Origin of the sequence: Pseudomonas frederiksbergensis, assembly GCF_017114915.1 — a bacterium.
GTDB lineage: Bacteria > Pseudomonadota > Gammaproteobacteria > Pseudomonadales > Pseudomonadaceae > Aquipseudomonas > Aquipseudomonas frederiksbergensis_I.
On record NZ_JAAUOE010000005.1, the window covers coordinates 20999 to 42964 of the forward strand.

Annotated in this window: 18 protein-coding genes; 12 read left to right on the forward strand and 6 right to left on the reverse strand. The window is 60.2% G+C overall.

The window, feature by feature from the left end:
* Positions 1–32: 32 nt before the first annotated feature.
* The 8 genes from HCU66_RS05485 (at position 33) to HCU66_RS05520 (ending at position 9305) form a co-directional block, all read left to right on the forward strand.
* Positions 33–899, forward strand: coding sequence for a DUF3800 domain-containing protein (locus HCU66_RS05485; RefSeq protein WP_205887690.1), 867 nt, complete (start codon positions 33–35; stop codon positions 897–899).
* Positions 900–1126: 227 nt separating this feature from the next.
* Positions 1127–2884 carry a carbamoyltransferase C-terminal domain-containing protein gene (locus HCU66_RS05490; RefSeq protein ID WP_205887522.1) on the forward strand — a complete coding sequence of 586 codons (1758 nt, stop codon included), beginning with the start codon at positions 1127–1129 and terminating at the stop codon, positions 2882–2884.
* Complete coding sequence (locus tag HCU66_RS05495) at positions 2868–3998, forward strand: glycosyltransferase (protein ID WP_205887523.1); 1131 nt, start codon at positions 2868–2870, stop codon at positions 3996–3998. The genes HCU66_RS05490 and HCU66_RS05495 overlap by 17 nt, the downstream gene beginning before the upstream one ends.
* Positions 3998–4894 (forward strand): antimicrobial resistance protein Mig-14, encoded by an 897-nt coding sequence (locus HCU66_RS05500; protein WP_205887524.1) that lies wholly within the window; start codon positions 3998–4000, stop codon positions 4892–4894. The genes HCU66_RS05495 and HCU66_RS05500 overlap by 1 nt, the downstream gene beginning before the upstream one ends.
* 8 nt (positions 4895–4902) lie before the next feature.
* Positions 4903–6336 carry a PIG-L deacetylase family protein gene (locus tag HCU66_RS05505; protein ID WP_205887525.1) on the forward strand — a complete coding sequence of 478 codons (1434 nt, stop codon included), beginning with the start codon at positions 4903–4905 and terminating at the stop codon, positions 6334–6336.
* 52 nt (positions 6337–6388) lie between these two features.
* Positions 6389–7273 carry a DUF6625 family protein gene (locus tag HCU66_RS05510; RefSeq protein WP_205887526.1) on the forward strand — a complete coding sequence of 295 codons (885 nt, stop codon included), beginning with the start codon at positions 6389–6391 and terminating at the stop codon, positions 7271–7273.
* A complete protein-coding gene (locus tag HCU66_RS05515) occupies positions 7270–8424 on the forward strand; it encodes a glycosyltransferase family 4 protein (protein ID WP_205887527.1) in 1155 nt (384 codons plus the stop codon). Before HCU66_RS05510 ends, HCU66_RS05515 begins: the two co-directional genes overlap by 4 nt.
* Positions 8421–9305: a glycosyltransferase gene (locus HCU66_RS05520; protein ID WP_205887528.1), complete on the forward strand. Its 885-nt coding sequence runs from the start codon at positions 8421–8423 to the stop codon at positions 9303–9305. Before HCU66_RS05515 ends, HCU66_RS05520 begins: the two co-directional genes overlap by 4 nt.
* Before the next feature lie 25 nt (positions 9306–9330).
* Here the strand turns inward: HCU66_RS05520 and HCU66_RS05525 are convergent, their stop codons facing one another.
* Together HCU66_RS05525 and HCU66_RS05530 are read right to left on the reverse strand one after the other, a co-directional pair.
* The gene (locus HCU66_RS05525; RefSeq protein WP_205887529.1) at positions 9331–10548 is read right to left on the reverse strand and encodes an acyltransferase family protein; all 1218 of its coding nucleotides are present in this window, start codon (positions 10546–10548) and stop codon (positions 9331–9333) included.
* A complete protein-coding gene (locus tag HCU66_RS05530; protein ID WP_205887530.1) occupies positions 10548–12413 on the reverse strand; it encodes a bifunctional O-antigen ligase/aminoglycoside phosphotransferase family protein in 1866 nt (621 codons plus the stop codon). Before HCU66_RS05530 ends, HCU66_RS05525 begins: the two co-directional genes overlap by 1 nt.
* Before the next feature lie 155 nt (positions 12414–12568).
* On the opposite strand from HCU66_RS05530, the gene msbA reads away from it, so the two are divergent.
* Together msbA and hldE are read left to right on the forward strand one after the other, a co-directional pair.
* Entirely contained in the window at positions 12569–14371 is a 1803-nt protein-coding gene (msbA, locus tag HCU66_RS05535; RefSeq protein ID WP_205887531.1) for a lipid A export permease/ATP-binding protein MsbA, read from the forward strand.
* A gap of 206 nt (positions 14372–14577) precedes the next feature.
* The gene (gene hldE / locus HCU66_RS05540) at positions 14578–15999 is read left to right on the forward strand and encodes a bifunctional D-glycero-beta-D-manno-heptose-7-phosphate kinase/D-glycero-beta-D-manno-heptose 1-phosphate adenylyltransferase HldE (protein WP_205887532.1); all 1422 of its coding nucleotides are present in this window, start codon (positions 14578–14580) and stop codon (positions 15997–15999) included.
* 123 nt (positions 16000–16122) lie between these two features.
* On the opposite strand, the gene HCU66_RS05545 is transcribed toward hldE, so the two are convergent.
* The 4 genes from HCU66_RS05545 to HCU66_RS05560 form a co-directional block, all read right to left on the reverse strand.
* Positions 16123–17091, reverse strand: a complete 969-nt coding sequence (locus tag HCU66_RS05545; RefSeq protein WP_205887533.1) for a metal ABC transporter ATPase — start codon at positions 17089–17091, stop codon at positions 16123–16125.
* An 81-nt stretch (positions 17092–17172) separates the two neighbouring features.
* Positions 17173–17988, reverse strand: a complete 816-nt coding sequence (locus HCU66_RS05550) for an aldo/keto reductase (RefSeq protein WP_205887534.1) — start codon at positions 17986–17988, stop codon at positions 17173–17175.
* Positions 17985–19160 carry an NAD(P)/FAD-dependent oxidoreductase gene (locus HCU66_RS05555; protein WP_205887535.1) on the reverse strand — a complete coding sequence of 392 codons (1176 nt, stop codon included), beginning with the start codon at positions 19158–19160 and terminating at the stop codon, positions 17985–17987. Before HCU66_RS05555 ends, HCU66_RS05550 begins: the two co-directional genes overlap by 4 nt.
* A gap of 131 nt (positions 19161–19291) precedes the next feature.
* On the reverse strand, positions 19292–19624 hold the full coding sequence (locus tag HCU66_RS05560) for a DMT family transporter (protein WP_007902582.1): 333 nt from the start codon (positions 19622–19624) through the stop codon (positions 19292–19294).
* Between the two features lie 103 nt (positions 19625–19727).
* Here HCU66_RS05560 and HCU66_RS05565 point away from each other — a divergent pair, with 103 nt between their 5' ends.
* Together HCU66_RS05565 and waaA are read left to right on the forward strand one after the other, a co-directional pair.
* Positions 19728–20618 (forward strand): LysR family transcriptional regulator, encoded by an 891-nt coding sequence (locus tag HCU66_RS05565; RefSeq protein ID WP_205887536.1) that lies wholly within the window; start codon positions 19728–19730, stop codon positions 20616–20618.
* 22 nt (positions 20619–20640) lie between these two features.
* Positions 20641–21918, forward strand: a complete 1278-nt coding sequence (gene waaA / locus HCU66_RS05570) for a lipid IV(A) 3-deoxy-D-manno-octulosonic acid transferase (RefSeq protein WP_205887537.1) — start codon at positions 20641–20643, stop codon at positions 21916–21918.
* Positions 21919–21966 lie beyond the last annotated feature (48 nt).

Here is a 21966-nt window from a genome sequence, read left to right on the forward strand (position 1 = left end):
CTAAAAAAGCAAAGGGTGAATAGCTCGTCTCGATCCCGATTTTGCCCTCTCAACAGTTTTTTCTTTTTGAAAACGAAGCTGAAACCAATGCTGAGGCGGAAAAGCTTTTACCTCCGCTCGGGAGATACAGCGATTTCATAATCTATGTGGATGAGAGTGGCGATCATGGGATGCAAACATTAGATCCAAACTATCCAATGTTTGTGCTGGCATTTTGTGTGTTTCATAAAAGACATTATTGCGAGAAGGTTATTCCTGCCCTTCAGAAGTTTAAATTTAATCATATGGGGCACGACCTGATCGGTCTGCATGAATTGGAAATTCGAAAGGAAAAAGGAGCGTTCTCTAGTCTGTTCACGTCGAGGCAACACAAACATGCCTTTCTCGATGAGTTGACGGGAATCATTGAAGCCAGCAATTTCGTCCTGATCAGTTGTGTTATCGACAAAGCTGCCCTTCGCGAAAAACAAGGTCCTGTCCACAATCCTTATCACGTCGCACTCGGCTTCTGTCTGGAAACGCTTTATGAGTATTTACAGGAAAAGAATCAACAGCGCGTTTTGACTCATGTGATTGTCGAACGCCGGGGGAAGCGGGAGGATAACGAGCTTGAGCTGGAGTTTCGTCGCATGTGCGATGGTGCGAACCGATTGGGCATTCAGTTGCCGTTCGATATCGTCTTTGCAACCAAGCAAGTGAATTCTACGGGGTTACAGCTAGCGGATCTTGTTGCAAGACCCATTGGTATGAGCGTTTTGCGGTCAGGGCAAGAAAATCGTGCCTTTGACGTACTCAAGCGCAAGTTCTACTGCAGTGGTGGACGCCGCAATGTGGGGGAGGGTTTCGAGAACTGGGGTTTAAAGATTTTCCCTCTCTCAGAAAGCGAAAAGCCCCGGTGAAACTCACCGAGGCCACAACGCCGACCGGGATCCCCCAGTCCATTTGCGCAGGAGTCTATGTCGAGGTCCTTGATCTGTCAACGCGCCAGCCTGCCACTTCCCGCTAGAGGCTTGCCGCCGCTTTTAAGCTATAATCCCGCCCTTTAGCTGTCTCTCGCCCCTTGCGAGGGCACATTAATTTTTGAGGCGCGTTGCGCCTGCATGCAGACTAAAGAGGCTAGACCCCTGTGGCATTGACGATTCTTGGCCTGTCCGGCGCCCTTAGCCATGATCCTTCCGCAGCCCTGTATATCGACGGCAAGCTGGTCGCGGCGGCTGAAGAAGAGCGCTTCGTGCGCGATAAACACGCAAAGAACCGCATGCCTTACGAATCGGCGAAGTTCTGCCTCGAGCAGGCGGGCATCAAGCCGTCCGACGTTGACGTGGTGGCGATTCCATTCGCACCGATCAGCCTGTTCGGCAAGGCTCGCTGGCACTACGCCAAGCGTTACTGGTACGCCCCGGACCGCGCCCTCGATGCGATCCTGATGGGCAATCGTCGCTACAAGCGCTATCGCAACAAAATTGTCTGGTGCCTCGAGCAATTGGGCTTCGATCCGAAAAAGATCAAGATCGAGCCGGTCGAGCACCACCTGGCTCACGCCTCCAGCGCCTATCACTGCTCCGGTTTCAAAGAAAAAACCGCGATCCTGGGGATCGACGGCAAGGGTGAGTACGCCACGACCTTCTTCGGTTACGGCGAAAACGGCAAGATCCACAAGATCAAGGAATTCTTCGATCCGGACTCCCTCGGCGGCCTGTACGGCGCGATCACCGAGTTCCTCGGTTTCGAGATGCTCGACGGTGAGTTCAAGGTCATGGGCATGGCACCGTACGGCGACGCCAGCAAATACGACTTCTCGCGCCTGGCCTCGTTCGAGAACGGTGAGTTGGTGATCAATACCGACTACGCCAACGTCATCGGCCTGCGTCGTTATAAAGAGAAGGGCAAGGGTTTCTACTTCTCGCCGAAGCTGATCGAATGGCTGGGCCCCAAGCGCGAAGGCGACATCGCCGACGAGCCGTACATTCACTACGCCGCGAGCATGCAAGCGCTGTTCGAGAAACTGGCGTTGCAGATGATCGACCACTACCTGGGCGATGTGCTCAAGGAAACCGGCAAACTGGCCTTCGCCGGTGGCTGTGCGCTGAACGTCAAGCTCAACCAGAAAATCATTGCCCGCGACGACATCAAAGAGCTGTTCGTGCAGCCAGCGTCCGGCGATGCCGGTACCGCGGTGGGTGCGGCCGCTTACGTGTCTCATGCTCGTGGTGTACCGGTCGAGAAGATGGAGCACGTCTACCTCGGCCCGTCCTACAGCAATGAAGACGTGATCGCGGCCTGCGCCCGTCACGCCGACAAGCCAAAGTGGCGCAAGCTCGACAACATGCCGGAGCAGATCGCCAAAATCATGGTCGATGGCAACCCGGTGGCCTGGTTCCAGGGCCGCATGGAGTTCGGTCCGCGTGCCTTGGGCGGTCGTTCGATCATTGGCTGCCCGAGCGTGGCCGGCGTGGCGGACCGTATCAACCATCAGATCAAGTTCCGCGAGCGCTGGAGGCCTTTCTGCCCGTCGATGCTCGACACCGTTGCGCCGCAAATGATCAAGATCGATCACCCGGCACCGTTCATGACCTTCACCTTCGAAGTGGCTGAAGAGTGGAAAACCCGCGTGCCGGAAGTCGTCCATGAAGACGGTACCTCCCGGGCCCAGGTGCTCAAGCGCGAATACAACCCGCGCTACTACGACATGATGAAGGCGCTGGAAGTGCTGACCGGCAACGGTGTATCGCTGAACACCTCGCTCAACCGTCGTGGCGAGCCGATGATCTGCTCGCCGACCGACGCCTTGAACATGTTCTTCGGTTCCGACCTGCAGTACCTGATCATGGAAGACATTCTGGTGGTCAAAGACGGCGCGGACGCTTATGACTCGCTCGGCTGAACGCCATGTGCTGCAGTTCTGTCACGGCTATGACGGGCCGTTTCTGGACTGCGCCCGGCAGTACGCCAGCCTGTTCGCGGGGACCGGTTATCGAGTGACCACGGTGTTTCTGACCGGGGCCGCAGATGCCGAAGTCGCCGCGAACTGTGCGTCCGATGAAGTGCTGTTCATGGAATACAGCTCCAAGGCCATTCGTGGCCTGAAGCTGGGCGCCATCGGCGATCTGCGCAAGATCGCCGCCTCGCGCAATTTCAGTTTCTGCATCGCTCACCGTTTCAAACCGATCTACATCGCCTTGCTCGGCACTTCGTTGCCGGTCATTGGCGTGCATCACGCGTTTGGCGATTATCAGCGCGGCAGCCGCAAACTGTTCGCGCATATTTTCCGCAAGCGCCTGAGCCTGCTCGGGGTTTCCGATGCGGTGCGTGACGACATGCGCCGTTGCTTGCCGAAATGGCCGCAGGGGCGGATTCAGACGCTTTATAACCGTATCGATGTGCAGGCCTTGCAGACCAGTCAGGTGTCGGTCCGCGAGGCCCGGGAAACCCTGGGTCTGTCGATGGATGCCTGGATTGTCGGCAACGTCGGGCGCCTGCATCCGGACAAGGATCAGACGACCCTGCTGCATGGTTTTGCCACGGCATTGCCGGGGTTGCCGGCCAACAGTCAGTTGGTGATCCTTGGCAGCGGTCGGCTGGAACAGGACCTCAAGGCCCTGGCGCGCGAATTGGGTATTGGCGATCGCGTGCTGTTCCTCGGCCAGGTGCCCGAGGCGCGTCGTTACTTCCGCGCTTTCGATGTGTTTGCCTTGAGTTCCGATCACGAACCGTTCGGCATGGTATTGCTGGAGGCCATGGCCGCCGGTGTGCCGTTGCTCTCCACTGCGTGCGGTGGGGCCAGGGAAGTGGTCGAAGGCGTAGGCATTCTGTTTCCGCTGGGCGATGCCGGGCACCTGGCTCAAGGGCTGCAACATCTGGCCGCGATGGACGAGCAGCAGCGTCGCCAGTGTGCCGAGCTGATGTTCGACCGCTTGCGTGAGCGCTTCTCCGATCGCGCGGTGCGCGATGCTTTCTGGCATTTGCCGCACGTCACCGAACTGGCACCGAGGGGCTGATGCTCAACCGATTTCAAGGCTGGCGCGAACGTGGCTGGGTGCAGGTCGACGCCTCGACTTATGCACAGGCCTGGCAACGTTTTGGCGGCAGCGTCGCGACTCATCCTCTGGTGGTCGAACGTCTGGCACAGTTGGCCGACATTCCGGTGCGCTACCTGGCCTGGGAGCAGGACGGCGAAGTGAAAGCCGCCATCCCGACCTGGGGGCGCGACCTGGCGCTGTCCAAGGACGTGCTCAAGCGCACGGGTAAAAAGGGCCTGTTCGACCTCGGCAATGCCGAGTTGATCCTGCCGGCCGCCGCTGATGCCCAGGCGCCGCTGCGCCATCGCGGGCGTTACCTGTCGGCACTGAGCGAAGGCCGTTTCACCGGCATCAAGCTGCAGGCTGAACAACTGGCGCTGGCCCGCACCCCTGAAGAGTTGTCGAAGAAGTTTCGCTACAACCAGCGCCGCGAGTTGCGCCTGCTGGAAGAGGCGGGCGGCGTGGTGAGGCCGGTTACCGAGTTTTCCAGCAGTGAACTGGCGGCGATCTATTGCGACCTGTTCCAGCGTCGCTGGGGCTTTGCGGCCACTGGCGCCGCGCGCATGGGCGAGGTGATCGAGCTGTTGCGCGAGTTGATGATCGGCTCGGTGATTTTCCTCAACGGTGCGCCAATTGCGACTCAACTGGTGTACCGCGTCGAGGCGCCGCAATGGATCAGCGTCGAGTACGTCAATGGCGGTGTCGATCCCGAGACCCGCGACTTCAGCCCTGGCAGCGTGCTGAGTTTCCTTAACACCCAAAGTGCCTGGGAGCATGCACGCGCATTGGATAAACCCCTGCGGTTTTCCTTCGGTCGAACCGACCGTGAGTACAAGGACCGCTGGTGCAACTCAGTGCCGGTCTTCACCGTATGAGCCCACCCATGAGCCGCAAACAGCAACTGCTCAAGCGCCATCGGCGCAACAAACGCATCGGTCTGTTGATTGCGCTGATGCTGCTGATCTCGATCGGCGTGCTGGTGGCCTGGTGGCTGCCGCTGGTGCTGGCGGTGCTGGGCTGGATCGCCCACGAGGCGTGGTTCGCCGACCATCTGTTTTATTCGCCCAAAGACGATTACCAATACAACTTCCCGCCGTACACACCGCAGCCGAAAATTCATCTGGACGGTGAACGGTTGCGGCTGGATGAGGGCGTGATGCTGGTCGATGACGCGACCCTGGTGCTGGCGTTGCGGGTGAAAAGCACTTGGCTGGGGCGTTTTATCGATCCGGTGGTCGAGTTGGTGGGGGGGGATAATCCCGACCGGCAAACCTTCGAGCGCGGTGTAAACGGCCTGCGTTACCTCAATCTCAGTGGTCAGGCGCACGCTCTGTCGCAAGGTGAACTGCGGGTGCGCGGGCGTTTCTGCCGATTGCTTGGCGAGCCCGTGCTCTGGGCGTTCGAGCAACCGGATTACCGTCGTCAGCGAGTGATGGTCATTGCGCCTCACGCCGACGACGCCGAATTGGCCGCCTACGGTTTGTACAGCCAGGCCGACGAAGCCTGGATCGTCACCCTGACCGCCGGTGAAATCGAAGCTGGACATTATCAACAGATGGGCCTGAACACGGTCGAGGCGGCTCGTCTCAAGGGCCGTTTGCGGGCCTGGGACAGCATCGCTGTGCCGCGATGGGCCGGGGTGCCCGAGGCTCATTGCGTGCAGTTGGGGTACTTCTGTCTGCAACTGGCGACGATGCAGGCTGCGCCCGCTCAACCGGTGGGGTCGCGGGAAGCGGATTTGAGCGATACCCGACTGTTTCGTCAGTTGAATCCATTTACCCTGCCGGGCGATGTCGACGGTGCGCCGACCTGGAATAATTTACTGGCCGATCTGCGTGAACTGCTGCTGAAGGCGCGTCCGCAAGTGATCGTGCTGCCGCACCCGACCCTCGACCCGCACCCGGATCACATCTGTGCCCAGGCAGCGGTTCTCGAAGCATTGAGCGGGCTGGAGTGGCAGCCGACCACCGTGCTTGGCTATGCCAACCATCTGCATGACAATGATCGTTGGCCAATGGGGGATGCGGGTCATGGCATCGCGCTGCCGCCGGTGTTCGATTCGACAGCGCCGATGCAGCCCTGCTGCCTGCCGATGCCTTTGGCGCGTCAGCGTGATAAAGCCATGGCGTTGGGTATGATGCACGACCTGCAACCGCCCATGCCGTTCAAGCGCCGTTTGCGGCGGTTGATACAGTGGCTGTTGGCCCGTAGAGTGCCACCCATCTATGGAGAGAATGAGTTTTTTCGCAAGGCGGTTAGACGCCATGAGTTGTTTTGGGTTCTGAAGCATGATGAAACATCTGTGAGGCAGAAGTGAAGCGCCACGTCCCCTAGCATGGCGGCGTATCCAAGCAGCAGTGAGTAGTTCTGTGATCAATCCATGCCCGCGTATTCTGTTCCTGATCCCGTATTTCGGTCATTGGCCGTTCTGGATGCCGTTTTTCCTCGAGAGTTGCCGACGCAACCCCGATATCGACTGGCTGCTGTTCAGTGACTGTGGCACTCCCGAGAATCTGCCGCCCAACGTGACTGTTGAAGCCATGAGCTTTCGCGAGTACTGCGCGCTGGTGTCGCGGCGACTGAACATCGACTTTGCGCCGCATGCGCCTTACAAGCTCTGCGACATCAAGCCGGCGCTGGGGCATATTCATGTCGACCGTCTGCAAGGCTATGATTTCTGGGCGTTCGGCGATATCGATCTGGTATTTGGTGACCTGCGAAGATATTTCACCGCTGATCGGCTGGCCAGTTATGACCTGTTCTCCACCCACGAACGGCGGGTGGCGGGCCATCTCTGCCTGATGCGCAACACTGCTCGCAAGCGTGAGTTGTTCATGCAGATCAAAGACTGGCAAGCACGCTTTACCGATCAGGCGCATCACGCCCTGGACGAAGGCGCATTCAGCCGGATCTTCCTCTGGCGCAAGAATTTCCCCGAACCGTTGTTCTCACTGGTGGGCAAGTTCAATCCCTGGCGTCGTCGCAGCGAATTCACCGAGGCATTCAGTACCCCGGGTGGTTGCATCAAGTGGCACGACGGCACGGATGATTTTCCGCATCGCTGGTATTGGCGCAATGGCTGCCTGAGTAACGATCGCGATGGCGATCGCCTGTTTCCGTATTTCCACTTCGTCTGCTGGAAACGCAACGAATGGTCACGGTTGCCCCCACCCGATCCGGCCGAGATCAGGCGCATCGCCGCCGAGCCGGCCTGGGTCATCGATGCGACTGGTTTTCACCGGGGAGAGTTATGAGTCAACGGTCAAAGGTTCTGCAATTGCAGCCTGACTACAACGTCAAAGCCCATGATTTTGCCGACCTTGCGGAGCAAATCGTCAAAGCTCTGCCGAGCGATCGCTATGAGGTGACCGCAGCGTTCCTGCGCGGTAAGCCCGGGCCTGGCGAGGCGGTGAGTCGCGCCGACCGTTCGGTGTATTTCGAGTTTTCCGAAAAGTCCCTCAAGGGCATGCGCCTGCGCGCGATGTGGCAGTTGTACAAGCTCTGCCGCAAAGAAAAATTCGACGTGGTGATTTGCAACCGGTTCAAACCGGTGAACATGATGCTGGCGCTCAACCGCTGGTTGAAAGTTCCGCTGTGCATCGGCATCTCCCACGGTTTTGGCGAGTACGACCGGTTTTACCGGCGCCGCCAGACCCAACGCCTGATCGATCGCCACTGGCGTTTCGTCGGCGTGTCGCCAGCGGTCAAACAGTACCTGCTCGATTGCGACTGCGGCTTTACCGACCAGAATACCTACGCGATCACCAATGCCATCGACATCGAACAGGCTGAAGGTTTGCAGCACAGCCGCGAGCGTGCCCGCGAGTTGTTGGGCATCGATCCGTCGGTGCGGCTGATCGGCGCGTTGGGCCGATTGGTGCCGGTCAAGGGCCACACCTATCTGTTGCAGGCCTTCGCCACGCTCAAGGACAAATACCCGAACACTCAACTGGCAATCATCGGCGCGGGGCGTGAAGAATCGCGCCTGGCCGCCGAGATCGAACGCCTGGGGCTGAGCGGTCGCGCGCATTTGCTGGGTTTCAAGGAAAACGCCTTGCAATATGTTCGTGCGTTCGACATCTGGACCATGCCATCCCTGGCCGAAGGCCTGGGACTGGCATTGCTCGAGGGCATGAGCGGGCACCTGCCGGTGATCGCCTCGAACGTGCCGGCCATGTTGCCGCTGATTCAGGGCGCGGGCGGTCTGGCAATTACCCCGGCGGACGTGCCGACGCTGGTCACGGCACTGGACAACTACCTCGGGCTGTCGGACGACGAGCTCAAGGCCAAGGGTGAACAGGCCTACCGTTATCTCCAGGAACAACATGACATCGAGGTGTTCCGTCAGGAGTACCTGAACCTGATCGACTCCGGCTTGAGCCAAGCCCGCAAGGAACAACCATGAGCGACGCGCAACCCCTCGTCACGGTCATCATCGCGTCGTACAACCACGGTCGTTATATCGAGGAAAGCATTCTCAGCGTCCTCAACCAGACCTATAGAAATATCGAGTTGCTGGTCATCGATGACGGCTCCAGCGATGACAGCGTCGAGCGGATCAATGCCTTGCAGGCGCAGCACGGCTTCGATTTTCGGGTCCAGCGGAACCAGGGGCTGACCAACACCCTCAATGGCGCGATTGCGCGCTCAAAGGGCAGTTTGATCGTGCCGTTCGGCTCCGATGACATCATGCTGCCGGAGCGCATAGCCACCCAGGTAGCATATATGGATGGCAAACCCGAAGTCGGGATCTGCGCCGGCAACATCGAACTGATCGACGCCGACGGCAACCTCTACCCGGAGAAGCGCCAGCGCCGCGATGTACCGTTCCGTCGCCTGGACTTCGATGACATGTTCCTGGAGCGCAAGCCTTATCCGCCGGCGCCAACCCTGATGATCCGCCGCGAAGCGCTGGACAAGGTAGGTGGCTTCGATCCGAACATTCGCCTGGAGGACTTGCTGATTGAGTTGAAGGTGACCCGCGCCGGTTACTTCATCGATGGCCTGAATGTGCTGATGGCGCGCTATCGCAAGCACGCCACCAACTCCTACAAGAATAACCGCTTCATGATCGACAACATCCTGCGCTCCTACGCGTTGTTCAGCGATCATCCGCTGTATGACGAGGTACGCTACAAATTCCTCAGCTCGATGTTCCTGAAAACCTCTAATCGCGACCGCAAGCTGGCGCGCGAACTGCTGGCGCAGATACCGCTCAAGGCCTGGAACAAGAAGACCTGGCGCGGTCTGGGGCGGCTGTATTTCTCGCCGCTGGAAAAAGACTGAATTCGCTCTGGAAGATCGCTCAGGTTCAGCGAGCGATCTTCTGCGCCAGACGCTTTTCGCCTTTTCTATGCTGGCGCAACCACTGCAAGACGTTCTTGCCGGCAGTCATGCCCGGCTGTTCGATGTACAGGAATGTCAGGCTGCTGACGACAATCAGCAGGCAGCTGCACAGGGCGAGCACCGGCAGGAAGGTCCAGGTGTCACGAACGTCCAGCCCAAGCACTGGCGGCAGGCGCTGCACCATCATCCAGAGGACGAAACCATGCAACAGGTAAGTGCTGTAGCTGATTTCTCCGAGCCAGCGGATGCTGCGTGGTTTCAGGGCACTGAATAACGTGTTGCCAGACGCCACGACCACAAAAAACAGCGAGAGCAGCAGTAACGGCATCAGGCTGAACGCGCGGTTGAAGGCTGTAAATGCAATCGCCAGCGCTATCAGTGCGATGATCCCTGCCAGTCGGGTCTGACTCCAGGCCACCAGAGGCGGTCGGCGAATCCAGTACGCGGCGCCGATGCCGCCAAGGAAGCTGGCCAGGAAGTGTTTTTTCAGCGAGTGCTCCCAGCCGACCAATTGATACAAGGCGTAAATGCCGATCAGGCACAACCCCACTTGCAGCCAGCTGCCGCGATAGATGAACACCATGGCGGCCAGTGGCAGGGCCAGATAAAAGAATACTTCGTAGCCCAGCGTCCAGGTGACGTTGGAGATTAGCATGCCGGTCTGCGGATATTGGTTGACGTCCGGCCGGTCGAAGGTCAGCCAGGCCAGTGTCTGGCCGAGCAGTCGGCTCGCCGGCTCCTTGAGTTCCCAGTTCTGCAGATAGAACACCGTGACAAACACGATCAGCATCAGCGGCAAGTACAGCGGGTAAAGGCGAAACAGCCGCGATACGGCAAAGGCCAGCCAGTCGTATTGACGACCTTGGCTGAGCAGTCGGCTCCAGAACAGAAAACCGGTGATCATGAAAAACAGTGCGACGCAGCCCTGTCCGAGCTGCGAGTAGAAATTGCTCGGCGGAAATGCGATCACGCCGGTCCGCAGGAAGATCCAGGTAATGATCGAGTGGTGCACGAACACGCCGAAAGCCAGGTAACCGCGCAAGCCATCAATGCTGGCATAGCGGCTTTCACCGGAATGCCTGAGGTGTCGGGCAATTCTCGGAACGGCGCGCAACAACAGGGCGGCGGTCACGATGGCCAGCAGGTAGGCCGCCAGCGCAATGAGCGGGTTGGTTTCGACCATTAATGAGCCCGGGCGGGATGACTTCCAGTCAGCACTTGCCTGTGCAGGTTATCCACGGCAGATTTCGACGCCATCACGGCGTAGCCCTGAAGTAGCGCGTCAAAGTGGTCTTCGAACAGCCAGCGTCGATCCACGGTGTAACGCTGCATATGGCGCAGATTGCGCTTGCGCAGGGACAGGCTCAGCGATGACGGATAGATGCGCATGTCCGCCAGATCGATCAGGCCGAACTCGCCGTCATCCAGTACCAGTACGTTGCCCAGGTGCAGTGACCGGAAATAGACACCTTGTTCATGCAGCTGCGCCATGAACTTGCCGAAACGCTCAACCAGCGCCTGACGCACCGCGGGCGCGGTGATGCCTTGAAGAACCTGACGCAAAGTGCTGCCCGGCAGCGGTGAATAGTGCACGGCACTGCTACCGTCCTTGAGTCGATACAAGTCCAGAGTTTGCGGGGTCGGGATACCCAGATTGCGCAATTGCTCGCTGTTGGCGGCAAAACGTTCGGAATAGGGGTTGAAGCTGCCCGAGGTGTACCAGCGGCGGCGACGGAACAACTTGAGGAAACTGCCATCGACCAGGCGCAGGACTTTTGGTCCGAGCCCGTCCTCTTCGATCACTTGGGCGCTGGCGGTCAGCTGTTGCAGGGCCGTTGGCGTCAACGTCTTGACCGGCATGGCCAACAGGCGTCTGGCACGCTGGTTGATGCTCAACGCCGCGATCAGCGCCAGCGGAATCCACAGCAGGAACCAGTGCTCCTTGGGGCGGGAGATGATTCCGCCGCCTTCGGTCAAACCGGCGCCAATGCCAAATACCAGCCAGGTCGAGGCAATAATGAACAGCGGTTGCAGGCGATACCGCCAGCTGTTCAGCAAGCCCCAGACCTGGAAGAACAGCCACGGCAGCAAACCGAAAATACCGACGTAATAGAGCACACCCAGGGCGAAGCTATGAGGCTCCTGCAAGGTATAACCGATGCCGGGGTCGAGGGTCAGGCTGGCGTTGTAGCCATGACCGATCCAGGGGTGATCGGCAACTCTGTCCAGGACCAACTGCCAGATTTCAAAGCGATAGGAGTCGCCGCGTTCGATGATCATCCGCGAAAACAGTACGGCAACCCCTGCGCCGCTGATCAACAGGGCACCCAGCAATACAAAGGAGCGACGGTTCCAGCTGATGAAACTCAGCCAGAGCGCAGCCAGTGTCAATGCAACCAGTGGGGTTCTGGAGCCGGTGGCGATCACCGCGGCGAACATGATCGCCATCGCCGGGATGCTCAGCCAGAGCACTTTGCGACGCTTGCAGGTCATGCTCAAGCTCAGCCAGTAGGTACAAAAGAAGCCGAATACATGAGAACTGAGCAGTGGATTGTCGAATGCGCCACCCCCGATCAGGCGCATGCCCGGCTCGTAAATGCGGGAAAACATGAACAGGTTGTAGACTGAAGCAATCAGCCCGACCATCGCGGCACTGAACAGTAAGGGCTGGACGATCTCGCTTCGGTAGCGCACCAGCAGGTAGCAACCAGCGAACAGCAACAGTGTGTGCAACGAGGGTTTGAACTGGCCAGCGACGCTGTGCTCCATCGGCGGCCCCCAGCTCAGGCTGAGCAAGGCCCAGACGGCGAACAGCAGTGCCGCGACGAAGATCGGTTCGCGCAGCAACTCTTTGAATTCACGGGGACGCAGGCAAAGGGCAATAAACGATGGAATGCTGAACAGGCCATAAAAAAGCTTGTGATGCAGGCTGCGGCCCGGCAGAAAGAACAGAGCGCACAAGAGCAAGAAGTAGCCGAGTGGAAGAATCCAGAGGCAAATGAAATCGAAGGCTCGATTGGACGTGCTGTTGAAACCACTGAGTTGCATGCTGAAAAATTCAATCCTGAAGTTGATCGGCCATTCGGAGTGATGGCTATTTGATGTTGAATATGACGCTTAACAATAACAGCCTTTATGCGATTGCCAGAACCCTGAAGAAGCTGTGCTAAAGTCAGCGTCCTTTTTATCGACATTCGCGTGATATGACCGACTCCAGTCTCTCCGCAAGCCCATCGAGCTTGAAAATCTACTTCCGCCTGCTCGGCTATGTCCGGCCGTACATCAGCCTGTTCCTGATCAGCATTGTCGGTTTTCTGATTTTCGCTTCGACTCAGCCAATGCTCGGGTACATCCTCAAGTATTTTGTCGACGGACTGTCCAACCCCGAAGCGGTGCTGTTTCCAACCGTACCGTACCTGCGTGACCTGCAACTGCTGCAGGCCGTGCCTCTGTTGATCATCCTGATAGCAGCGTGGCAGGGGCTCGGATCTTATCTGGGCAACTACTTTCTGGCCAAGGTTTCCCTCGGACTGGTCCACGACTTGCGTGTGCAGTTGTTCAACAACTTGCTGGTCTTGCCCAACCGTTACTTCGACAAGCATAACTCGGGTCATCTGATTTCGCGCATCACCTTCAACGTGACCATGGTCACGGGGGCGGCTACAGATGCGATCAAGGTCGTAATCCGTGAAGGCATGACAGTGATCTTCCTGTTCGCCTCGCTGCTGTTCATGAATTGGCGCCTGACGCTGGTCATGGTTGCGATCCTGCCGTTGATCGCCTTGATGGTGGGTACCGCCAGCAAGAAATTCCGCAAACAGAGCAAAAAGATCCAGGCAGCCATGGGTGACGTGACCCACGTGGCCTCGGAAACGATCCAGGGCTATCGCGTGGTGCGCAGCTTCGGCGGCGAAGTCTATGAAGAAAAGCGTTTCTTCAACGCCAGCCAGGGCAATACCGACAAGCAACTGCGCATGACCCGTACCGGCGCCATCTATACGCCGCTGCTGCAACTGGTGATCTACAGCGCCATGGCGGTGCTGATGTTCCTGGTGTTGTTCCTGCGCGGCGATGCGTCCGCTGGTGACATGGTGGCCTACATCACTCTGGCGGGCCTGCTGCCAAAGCCGATCCGCCAATTGTCCGAAGTCAGCTCGACCATCCAGAAAGGTGTGGCCGGCGCTGAGAGTATCTTCGAGCAACTGGACGTCGAGCCCGAAGTCGATACCGGCACCATCGAGCGCGATGCCGTCAGCGGTCGGCTGGACGTGCGTCACTTGAGCTTCACCTACCCGGGCACCGAGCGTCAGGTGCTCGATGACATCAGCTTCTCGGTCGAGCCGGGGCAAATGGTGGCGTTGGTGGGGCGTTCGGGCAGCGGCAAGTCGACCCTGGCCAACCTGATTCCGCGCTTCTATCACCACGACAAGGGCGAGATCCTGATCGATGGCGTTGAAGTGGAACAGTACAAACTGTTGAACCTGCGCAAGCACATCGCCCAGGTGACCCAGCATGTGACGCTGTTCAGCGACACCGTGGCCAACAACATTGCGTATGGCGATCTGGCCGGCGCACCCCGCGAAGACATCGAGAAAGCGGCAAGAGACGCCTACGCGATGGACTTCATCGCGCAGCTGCCCGAAGGCCTGGACACCCAGGTCGGCGAGAATGGCGTGTTGCTGTCCGGCGGTCAGCGCCAGCGTCTGGCGATTGCCCGCGCCCTGCTCAAGAACGCGCCGTTGCTGATCCTTGACGAAGCCACTTCGGCCCTCGATACCGAATCCGAGCGGCATATTCAGGCCGCACTGGATCAGGTCATGAAAGGCCGAACCACCCTGGTGATCGCTCACCGGTTATCGACGATCGAGAAGGCCGATCTGATTCTGGTCATGGATCAGGGGCGGATCGTCGAGCGCGGCACCCATGCCGAGCTTCTGGCGCAGAATGGTTACTACGCCCGCCTGAACGCCATGGGCCTCGACGCCCCGGCTGAAGACATCGCCTGACTTCGATGCGAGGGTGAGTCTGGCTCACCCTCGCATTTACCGGCGTGCAACGCGTCCGGTGGTCTGTATCCATATGTTTATCGCAATCTCTGCTCAATAAATGAACAGAAATCTCAGCCGATTCATCCGGTTGCAGCCGTCACGCAAGCCAGCGCCAACCCTGTGCTAATATCGCGCCCTTGTTCATTTTGTATGTGGGTTGCTCCATGAAGTTGTCCATGCCGCGATTCAATCAAGCCCCTGTCTTGGTGGTCGGCGATGTCATGCTCGACCGTTACTGGCATGGTGGTACCTCACGGATTTCCCCTGAGGCGCCGGTACCGGTAGTCAAGGTCGAGCACATCGAAGACCGCCCGGGCGGTGCCGCCAACGTTGCCCTGAACATTGCCGCACTCGGTGCGCCGGCCTCGCTGGTTGGCGTGACCGGTGACGACGAAGCGGCCGACAGCCTGGCCAATAGCCTCGAGGGCGCTGGTGTACGAGCGTTGTTCCAGCGCATTGCGCACCAGCCGACCATCGTCAAGCTGCGGGTCATGAGCCGTCACCAGCAATTGCTGCGTATCGACTTCGAAGAGTCCTTCGCAACCGACGCCCTGGCGCTGGGCGAGCAGGTCGACGAATTGCTCGAAGGCATCAAGGTGCTGGTGCTGTCCGACTACGGCAAAGGCGCGCTGAAAAACCATCAGGTGCTGATCCAGGCCGCCCGTGCCCGTGGCATTCCGGTGCTGGCCGATCCCAAGGGCAAGGATTTCTCGATCTACCGTGGCGCGAGCCTGATCACCCCGAACCTCAGCGAGTTCGAAACCATCGTCGGCGGTTGCGCCGATGAGCACGAACTGGTGAGCAAGGGCGCGCAATTGATGCACGACCTGGACCTCGGCGCGTTGCTGGTGACCCGTGGCGAACACGGCATGACGCTGTTGCGCCCGGATCATCCGCCGTTGCACCTGCCGGCCCGTGCCCGTGAAGTGTTCGACGTGACCGGCGCCGGCGACACGGTGATTTCTACCCTGGCGGCGGCGATCGCCGCTGGCGAAGAACTGCCCCACGCGGTGGCCCTGGCCAACCTGGCGGCGGGCATCGTGGTCGGCAAGCTCGGTACCGCGGCCATCAGCGCGCCGGAACTGCGTCGCGCGATCCAGCGTGAAGAGGGCTCCGAGCGCGGTGTGCTGGGCCTCGAGCAGTTGCTGTTGGCGGTTGACGACGCGCGTGCGCACAAAGAAAAAATCGTCTTCACCAACGGCTGCTTCGACATCCTGCATGCCGGCCACGTGACCTACCTCGAACAGGCGCGGGCCCAAGGCGATCGTCTGATCGTGGCGGTGAACGATGATGCGTCGGTGAGCCGCTTGAAAGGGCCAGGGCGTCCGATCAACAGCGTCGACCGTCGCATGGCGGTACTGGCAGGTCTGGGTGCAGTGGACTGGGTGATCAGCTTCTCTGAAGGCACCCCGGAAAACCTGCTGCGCGAGGTCAAGCCGGACGTACTGGTCAAGGGCGGTGATTACGGGATCGACCAAGTGGTCGGTGCGGACATCGTCACCGCTTATGGCGGGACCGTGAAAGTGCTCGGGCTGGTGGAAAACAGCTCGACCACGGCGATTGTCGAGAAGATCCGAAATCACTGACGCGGCGCGGTCATTGTCTGATCGTTCCCACGCTCTGCGTGGGAACGCAGCCCGAGACGCTCCGCGTCTCAAAGCGGACGCAGAGCGTCCATAGAGGCATTCCCACGCAGAGCATGGGAACGATCAGGGGCGTGCGGCTTTGCGCGGCACGATTCTTTTCAGCAGTTGCTTTGCTTTTCCGTGCAAGCGGGCCAAGCCGGAATCCTTCCCCGGTGGGCTCAAGCCCTGTTGCCGCACCCAATCCTTCCAGCGAATCCGCTCGTCCTTCACCAGCCAGCCTTCCTGTCGGGCAAAACTCTCCGCCAGATACAACCCCCGGGTACTCGCCGGGGATAGCTGATCCTTTTTCAGGGTATAGAGCTCGGCCATCGGCTGACCGTCCTGCAAGGGCATCAGATACAAGTCAGGACGTTTGCGATCGAGCCGGGCCACCAGTTGATCGCCTTCCAGTCGTTCATCCACATGAAACAGGCTCAGGGACTTGGCTTCCCTGGGCACGTCCAGGCGCAAATCGTAGATCAGTTGCAGCGACGCGGTCGGCAAATGCACATAGGCCTGCGGGCGTTCGATCAGCGGCATGTTGGCGCAGCGCACCGGGCGCGCCGAGCCGGACAATGGCGTCAGGCGAAAGGGCAAGGCCTCGCGGTAATGCAGGGCGCAGGAGTAGGGCGCTGGCAGCCAGGTGTCGTTGAAGCGCCCGCTGAGCCAGCCTTCCGGGGTTTCCAACAGGCACTCTTCGGCAATCTCCTGGGTCGCCGTGTGCAGCGGCAGGTTCAGCTCATGGGCCGGCACGTAACCGGAGATCAGCTTGAGCACCACATCGCCACGGTCCTGCCGACGCTGACGCACCAGCACCCAGTAATCGCGATTCTGCCAATGCAGGGTCAGGCGCACCGAGACCCCGAGGTTCGCCAGCTCCAGGGCAAACCGCTCGCTGTTGGCCACCGTCACCGGGCGGCGACGTTGCAGGGTCTGGGAGAAATTCAGCGGCATCCCGACGCTCTGATAACTCAAGCCTTCGGGCGTTGCTTCGACGAATAACGGCAGAGTCTTGAAGTTGCTCGGGTTCTTTCTGATCAGCATACGCGACATGTCGGCTCCTGCTTAAGGCCGTGTGGGCGGCATCAATGGCTAGGGTCTGTTGACGTTCGGCGTCGCGGTCGCCACCAAGCGTCAACAGGCCCTGTGAAGGACCTGGGCAACGGTCGCGACGTTGTGGGCGAGGTGCAGCGGATTGATGGTGCCGACAATAGCACTGGCCACGCCCGGGTGTTCAAACAACAACTCGAAGCTGGCGCGCACCGGATCCACGCCCGGACTCAGGCAAACATGGCCGCTGGCCAAGGCTTTTTTGACCAGAATCGCTTTGCCGTGAGCAGCAGCATAGTCAATGACCGGCTTCTCGTTCCGTTCGTTCAGATTGTAGGTGACCATCGCGCAATCACCTTGTTCCAGAGCCTTCAAACCACCTTCGACGGTTTTGCCGGAGAAGCCGAAGCCGCGAATCTTGCCTTCGGCCTTGAGCTCGGCAAGGGTCGCATAGACCTCGCTGTCATTGAGGATCGCCAGGTCGTTACCGTCGGAATGCACCAACACCAGATCGATAACATCCGTTTCCAGACGTCGCAGGCTACGTTCCACCGACAGGCGCGTATGCGCGGCGCTGAAGTCATGGCGCGACTGGCCGTCGGCAAACTCTTCGCCAACCTTGCTGACGATCACCCAATCCTGACGTTGACCCCGCAGCAACGGGCCAAGACGCTCTTCGCTGCGGCCATAGGCTGGCGCAGTGTCGATCAGGTTGATGCCCAGGTCGCGCGCGAGTTTGAGCAGCCGGCGCGCTTCGTCATCGCCGGGAATCTGGAAGCCATTGGGGTACTTCACCCCTTGATCGCGGCCAAGTTTGACCGTGCCCAGGCCCAGGGGCGATACCAGCAGGCCGGTGCTGCCCAACGGGCGATGCAAGTCGTGCAGGGTCGGTTGGCTCATGGCAGCAGTTGCTCCCAGGCAGGCTCGCCCATCGGCGGTTTCGGCAGGTCCGGCAGTGGCGCCGGATGGCTCGGCTGGATGCCATCGCGTTGCAGCGAGGCGATGACGCGGTCAGCGAAGTCCGGCGCCAGGGCCAGTTTGGTTGGCCAGCCCACCAGCAGACGATCCTGCTCGGCGAGGAAGGCATTGTCCGGGCGGGTCAGGCCCGATTGCAGCGGCTCGGCGCGGTCGACCCGCAAGGTCGCCCACTGCGCGGTGCTCAGGTCGATCCATGGCAGCAGTTGACCCAGTTCTTTCTGGGCGGTGGCGATCTGCGCGGCAGGATCGCGGGCCACGCCTTCGGCTTCGGCGATATCGCCACCCAGGTACCAGACCCATTGGCCATCGGCGGCGGGGTGAGTGGTCACGGTGATGCGCGGCTTCGGCCCACCACCCAGGCAATGGGCGTACAGCGGTTTGAGGCCAGGGCCTTTGACGATGATCATGTGCAGGGGACGGCGCTGCATGGCCGGCTGGCTCAAGCCCAGTGCCGTGAGCAGGTCGGCGGTGCCGGCACCGGCACTGAGGACGATGCGCTGGGCGCGGATCTCGCGCTCATCCACTTTCAATCCGACCAGTTCGCCGTTTTCCAGCAGCGGCTCGATGTGTTGGCCGGCCAGCAAGCCGTCGCCGGCCAGATCGGCCAGGCGCCGGATCAGGCTCGGCACGTCGACCACCAGTTCTGCCAGACGATAGACCTTGCCCTTGAAACGCTTGTCTTGCAGGGCTGGCGGCAGTTGCTCGCCCTTGACCTGATCGACCCGCCCGCGCACAGCTTTGCTGGCGAAAAAACTGGTGAGATTGCCGGCGAGGGTGCCGGGGGACCAGAGGTAGTGCGCTTCGGACAGCAGACGCACGCCCGACAGGTCCAGCTCGCCGTTACCGGCCAGGGCTTCACGCCAGCGCCGCGGCATGTCGGCGATGGCTTCCGAAGCGCCGGTCAGGGCGCCATGCAGCGCGTACTTGGCGCCGCCGTGGATGATGCCCTGGGACTTCACGCTCTGCCCGCCGCCGAGGCTGGCGCTTTCCACCAGCACGGTCGAAAAACCCTGGCGGCGCAGGCGCGCATTCAGCCAGAGGCCGGCGACACCAGCGCCGACAATCAGAACGTCGGTGGAAATAACGGATGGCATGCAGCGACCTCAGAGGGAATGAAGCGGCAAGTTTCAAGCTTCAAGCTGCAAGTTACAAGCGAGAGGGTGTCGCCTTTGCTTGCAGCTTGCAGCTTGCAGCTTGCAGCTTGCAGCTTGCAGCTTGCGCTGCTTCAGTGCCCTGCTGTTTTGGAGAACAGCTGAATCACCACAACCCCCAGCACAATCAGCGCCATCCCCAGCATCGCCGGCACATCCAGCTTCTGCCCGTAGATAAACAGCGCCGCGACGCTGACCATCACGATGCCCATGCCGGCCCACACTGCGTAGGCCACGCCCACCGGAACGCTGCGCACCACCAGGGTCAGCATCCAGAAAGCAATGCCGTAACCGACGATGACCAGCAACAGCGGCAGTGGCGTGCTAATACCTTTGACCGCTTTCATCGAAACGGTGGCGATCACTTCGGCGCAGATGGCGATGGCCAGGTAGTAGTAAGCGGTCATGGGTCAATCCTCGTGTGAAGTGTTGCTTTCTGAGGTCGGCATTCTAGAGATCCGCCAGATGCGGTAAAGTCATTACCTATCTGTTCTGAAGATGGGTTGAGCCATGAACATGCAATGGAATCTGGAGCAGCTGCGCCTGTTTGTCAGCGTGGCGGAACAGCGTTCGTTCTCCGCAGTGGCGCGGGATCAGCGCAAGGCGCAGTCGGCGGTCAGCAGTTCGATTGCGCTGCTGGAAGAGGACCTGGGCGTCAGCCTGTTCGATCGCAGCAGTGGTCGTCAGCCCAAACTCACCGAAGCCGGCACCGCGCTGCTTGAGGAGGCGCGGGAAGTGCTGCGCCAATGTGAGCGCCTCAACGGCCGGGCACTGGCGATGATGCGCGGCCAGGAAGCGAGCCTGCGGGTGGCTCAGGACGAGGCGATGCCCTATCAGGCAGTGGTTGAAAGCTTCGAAGCCCTGGCCGAACAATTTCCCAGTCTCGAAGTGCAGCTGACCAGCGCCGCCCAAGGGGATGTCGCGCGCAAACTGGTGGAGCGCCGGGCTGACCTGGGCTTGCTGTTTTATCACGAGCAGATTCCCGAAGCCCTCGAACGCCGAGTGCTGGGCAGCGTTGAAATGGTCACTGTGTGCGGCGTGGGGCATCCATTGGCCAAGCAGACGCAGGTCGATTGCCAGCAATTGGCGCAGCATCGACAGCTGCTGATGTCTACGCAGTCCAGCGTCTATCCCGGCAGTGAGCCCGCCAGCCCACAAGTCTGGCGCGCCGACAGTTTCTATGTGATGGCCGAATGGGTGATGCGCGGTCTCGGCTGGGCCTGGCTGCCGCGCCATGTGGTGCAGTACCCGGCGTACCAGAATCTGATGGTCGAACTGTCGAGCGAATGGACGCCGCCAGCATTGATTGTGGAGCTGGTCTGGCGCCGCGACGAGCCCCTTGGCCCGGCGGCCCGTTGGCTGGCGGAACGTTTTGCCGTGCACTTGCAGGCGATCGGCTAAAAAACCGATAAACTCCGCCGCCATGAATAGAACTCTCTACACCGCGCTGTTTTACCTGGGACTGCCATTGGTAGCGATTCGGCTTTGGCTGCGGGCGCGCAAGGCGCCGGCGTACGCCAAGCGCATCGGCGAACGTTTCTCCCTCGCGCTGCCGGCAATGAAGCCGGACGGCCTCTGGGTGCACGCGGTGTCGGTGGGTGAAAGCATCGCTGCGGCGCCGATGATCCGGGCCTTGCTGCAACGCTATCCGACGTTGCCGATCACCGTCACCTGCATGACCCCGACCGGCTCCGAGCGCATCCAGGCGCTGTTCGCCAACGAGCCGCGCATTCAGCACTGCTATTTGCCTTATGACTTGCCCTGCGCAGCAAAGCGATTCCTTGATCGGGCCCGGCCGAAACTGGCGGTGATCATGGAAACCGAGCTCTGGCCCAACCATATCCACCAATGCGCCAAACGCGGGATTCCCGTGGCCTTGGCCAATGCGCGGCTGTCTGAGCGCTCGGCCAAAGGTTATGGCCGCTTCCATAAACTGACCCGGCCGATGCTCGCCGAGATGAGCCTGTTCGCCGTGCAGACCGAAGCCGAGGCGCAGCGCTTCCGCGATCTGGGCGCACGCCCGGAAACCGTCGAAGTGACCGGTTCGATCAAGTTCGACCTGACCATCGACCCGCAACTGCTGCAGCGTGCCGCCCAATTGCGTGGGCAATGGCAGGCGCAAGAACGTCCGGTATGGATCGCCGCGAGTACCCATGAAGGCGAAGACGAGGTGGTGCTGGCTGCCCATCGTCAGCTGCTGATCAATCATCCCGATGCCTTGCTGATTCTGGTGCCGCGCCATCCGGAACGCTTCAACCCGGTGTTCGAGTTGTGCCGGCAGCAAGGCTTCGCCACGGTGCGGCGCTCGACGGGCGAACCGGTTACTGCCGGCACTTCGGTGCTGCTGGGCGACACCATGGGCGAGTTGCTGTTTCTCTACGCCTTGGCCGACAGCGCCTTCGTCGGCGGCAGTCTGGTGCCCAATGGCGGCCATAACCTGCTCGAGCCGGCGGCCCTGGCCAAACCCGTGCTCAGCGGACCGCACCTGTTCAACTTCCTTGAAATCGCCGCGCAGTTGCGCGGCGCCGGGGCGTTGGCCGAGGTTGATGATGCCGAAGGTTTGGCGCTGGCGGTGCAGCGGCTGTTCGAATTGCCGCGCGATGCGCAGCGGATGGCCGAGGCGGGGCTGAAGGTGATGCGCACCAATCAGGGCGCGTTGCAGCGGTTGCTGGATGGGTTGGGCAGGTTGATCGAGCGATAGACCGAGTCGCGCGAACAAAAAAGATCGTCCGAACGCGGCCCAAGCCTT

Coding starts and splice junctions, on each gene's coding strand:
- hldE (WP_205887532.1), top strand. CDS start 14,578: ATGAAGTTGTCCATGCCGCGATTCAATCAAGCCCCTGTCTTGGTGGTC.
- HCU66_RS05530 (WP_205887530.1), bottom strand. CDS start 12,413: ATGCAACTCAGTGGTTTCAACAGCACGTCCAATCGAGCCTTCGATTTC.
- HCU66_RS05560 (WP_007902582.1), bottom strand. CDS start 19,624: ATGACCGCTTACTACTACCTGGCCATCGCCATCTGCGCCGAAGTGATC.
- HCU66_RS05515 (WP_205887527.1), top strand. CDS start 7,270: ATGAGTCAACGGTCAAAGGTTCTGCAATTGCAGCCTGACTACAACGTC.
- HCU66_RS05525 (WP_205887529.1), bottom strand. CDS start 10,548: ATGGTCGAAACCAACCCGCTCATTGCGCTGGCGGCCTACCTGCTGGCC.
- HCU66_RS05495 (WP_205887523.1), top strand. CDS start 2,868: ATGACTCGCTCGGCTGAACGCCATGTGCTGCAGTTCTGTCACGGCTAT.
- waaA (WP_205887537.1), top strand. CDS start 20,641: ATGAATAGAACTCTCTACACCGCGCTGTTTTACCTGGGACTGCCATTG.
- HCU66_RS05550 (WP_205887534.1), bottom strand. CDS start 17,988: ATGAGCCAACCGACCCTGCACGACTTGCATCGCCCGTTGGGCAGCACC.
- HCU66_RS05520 (WP_205887528.1), top strand. CDS start 8,421: ATGAGCGACGCGCAACCCCTCGTCACGGTCATCATCGCGTCGTACAAC.
- HCU66_RS05565 (WP_205887536.1), top strand. CDS start 19,728: ATGAACATGCAATGGAATCTGGAGCAGCTGCGCCTGTTTGTCAGCGTG.
- HCU66_RS05555 (WP_205887535.1), bottom strand. CDS start 19,160: ATGCCATCCGTTATTTCCACCGACGTTCTGATTGTCGGCGCTGGTGTC.
- HCU66_RS05500 (WP_205887524.1), top strand. CDS start 3,998: ATGCTCAACCGATTTCAAGGCTGGCGCGAACGTGGCTGGGTGCAGGTC.
- msbA (WP_205887531.1), top strand. CDS start 12,569: ATGACCGACTCCAGTCTCTCCGCAAGCCCATCGAGCTTGAAAATCTAC.
- HCU66_RS05505 (WP_205887525.1), top strand. CDS start 4,903: ATGAGCCGCAAACAGCAACTGCTCAAGCGCCATCGGCGCAACAAACGC.
- HCU66_RS05545 (WP_205887533.1), bottom strand. CDS start 17,091: ATGTCGCGTATGCTGATCAGAAAGAACCCGAGCAACTTCAAGACTCTG.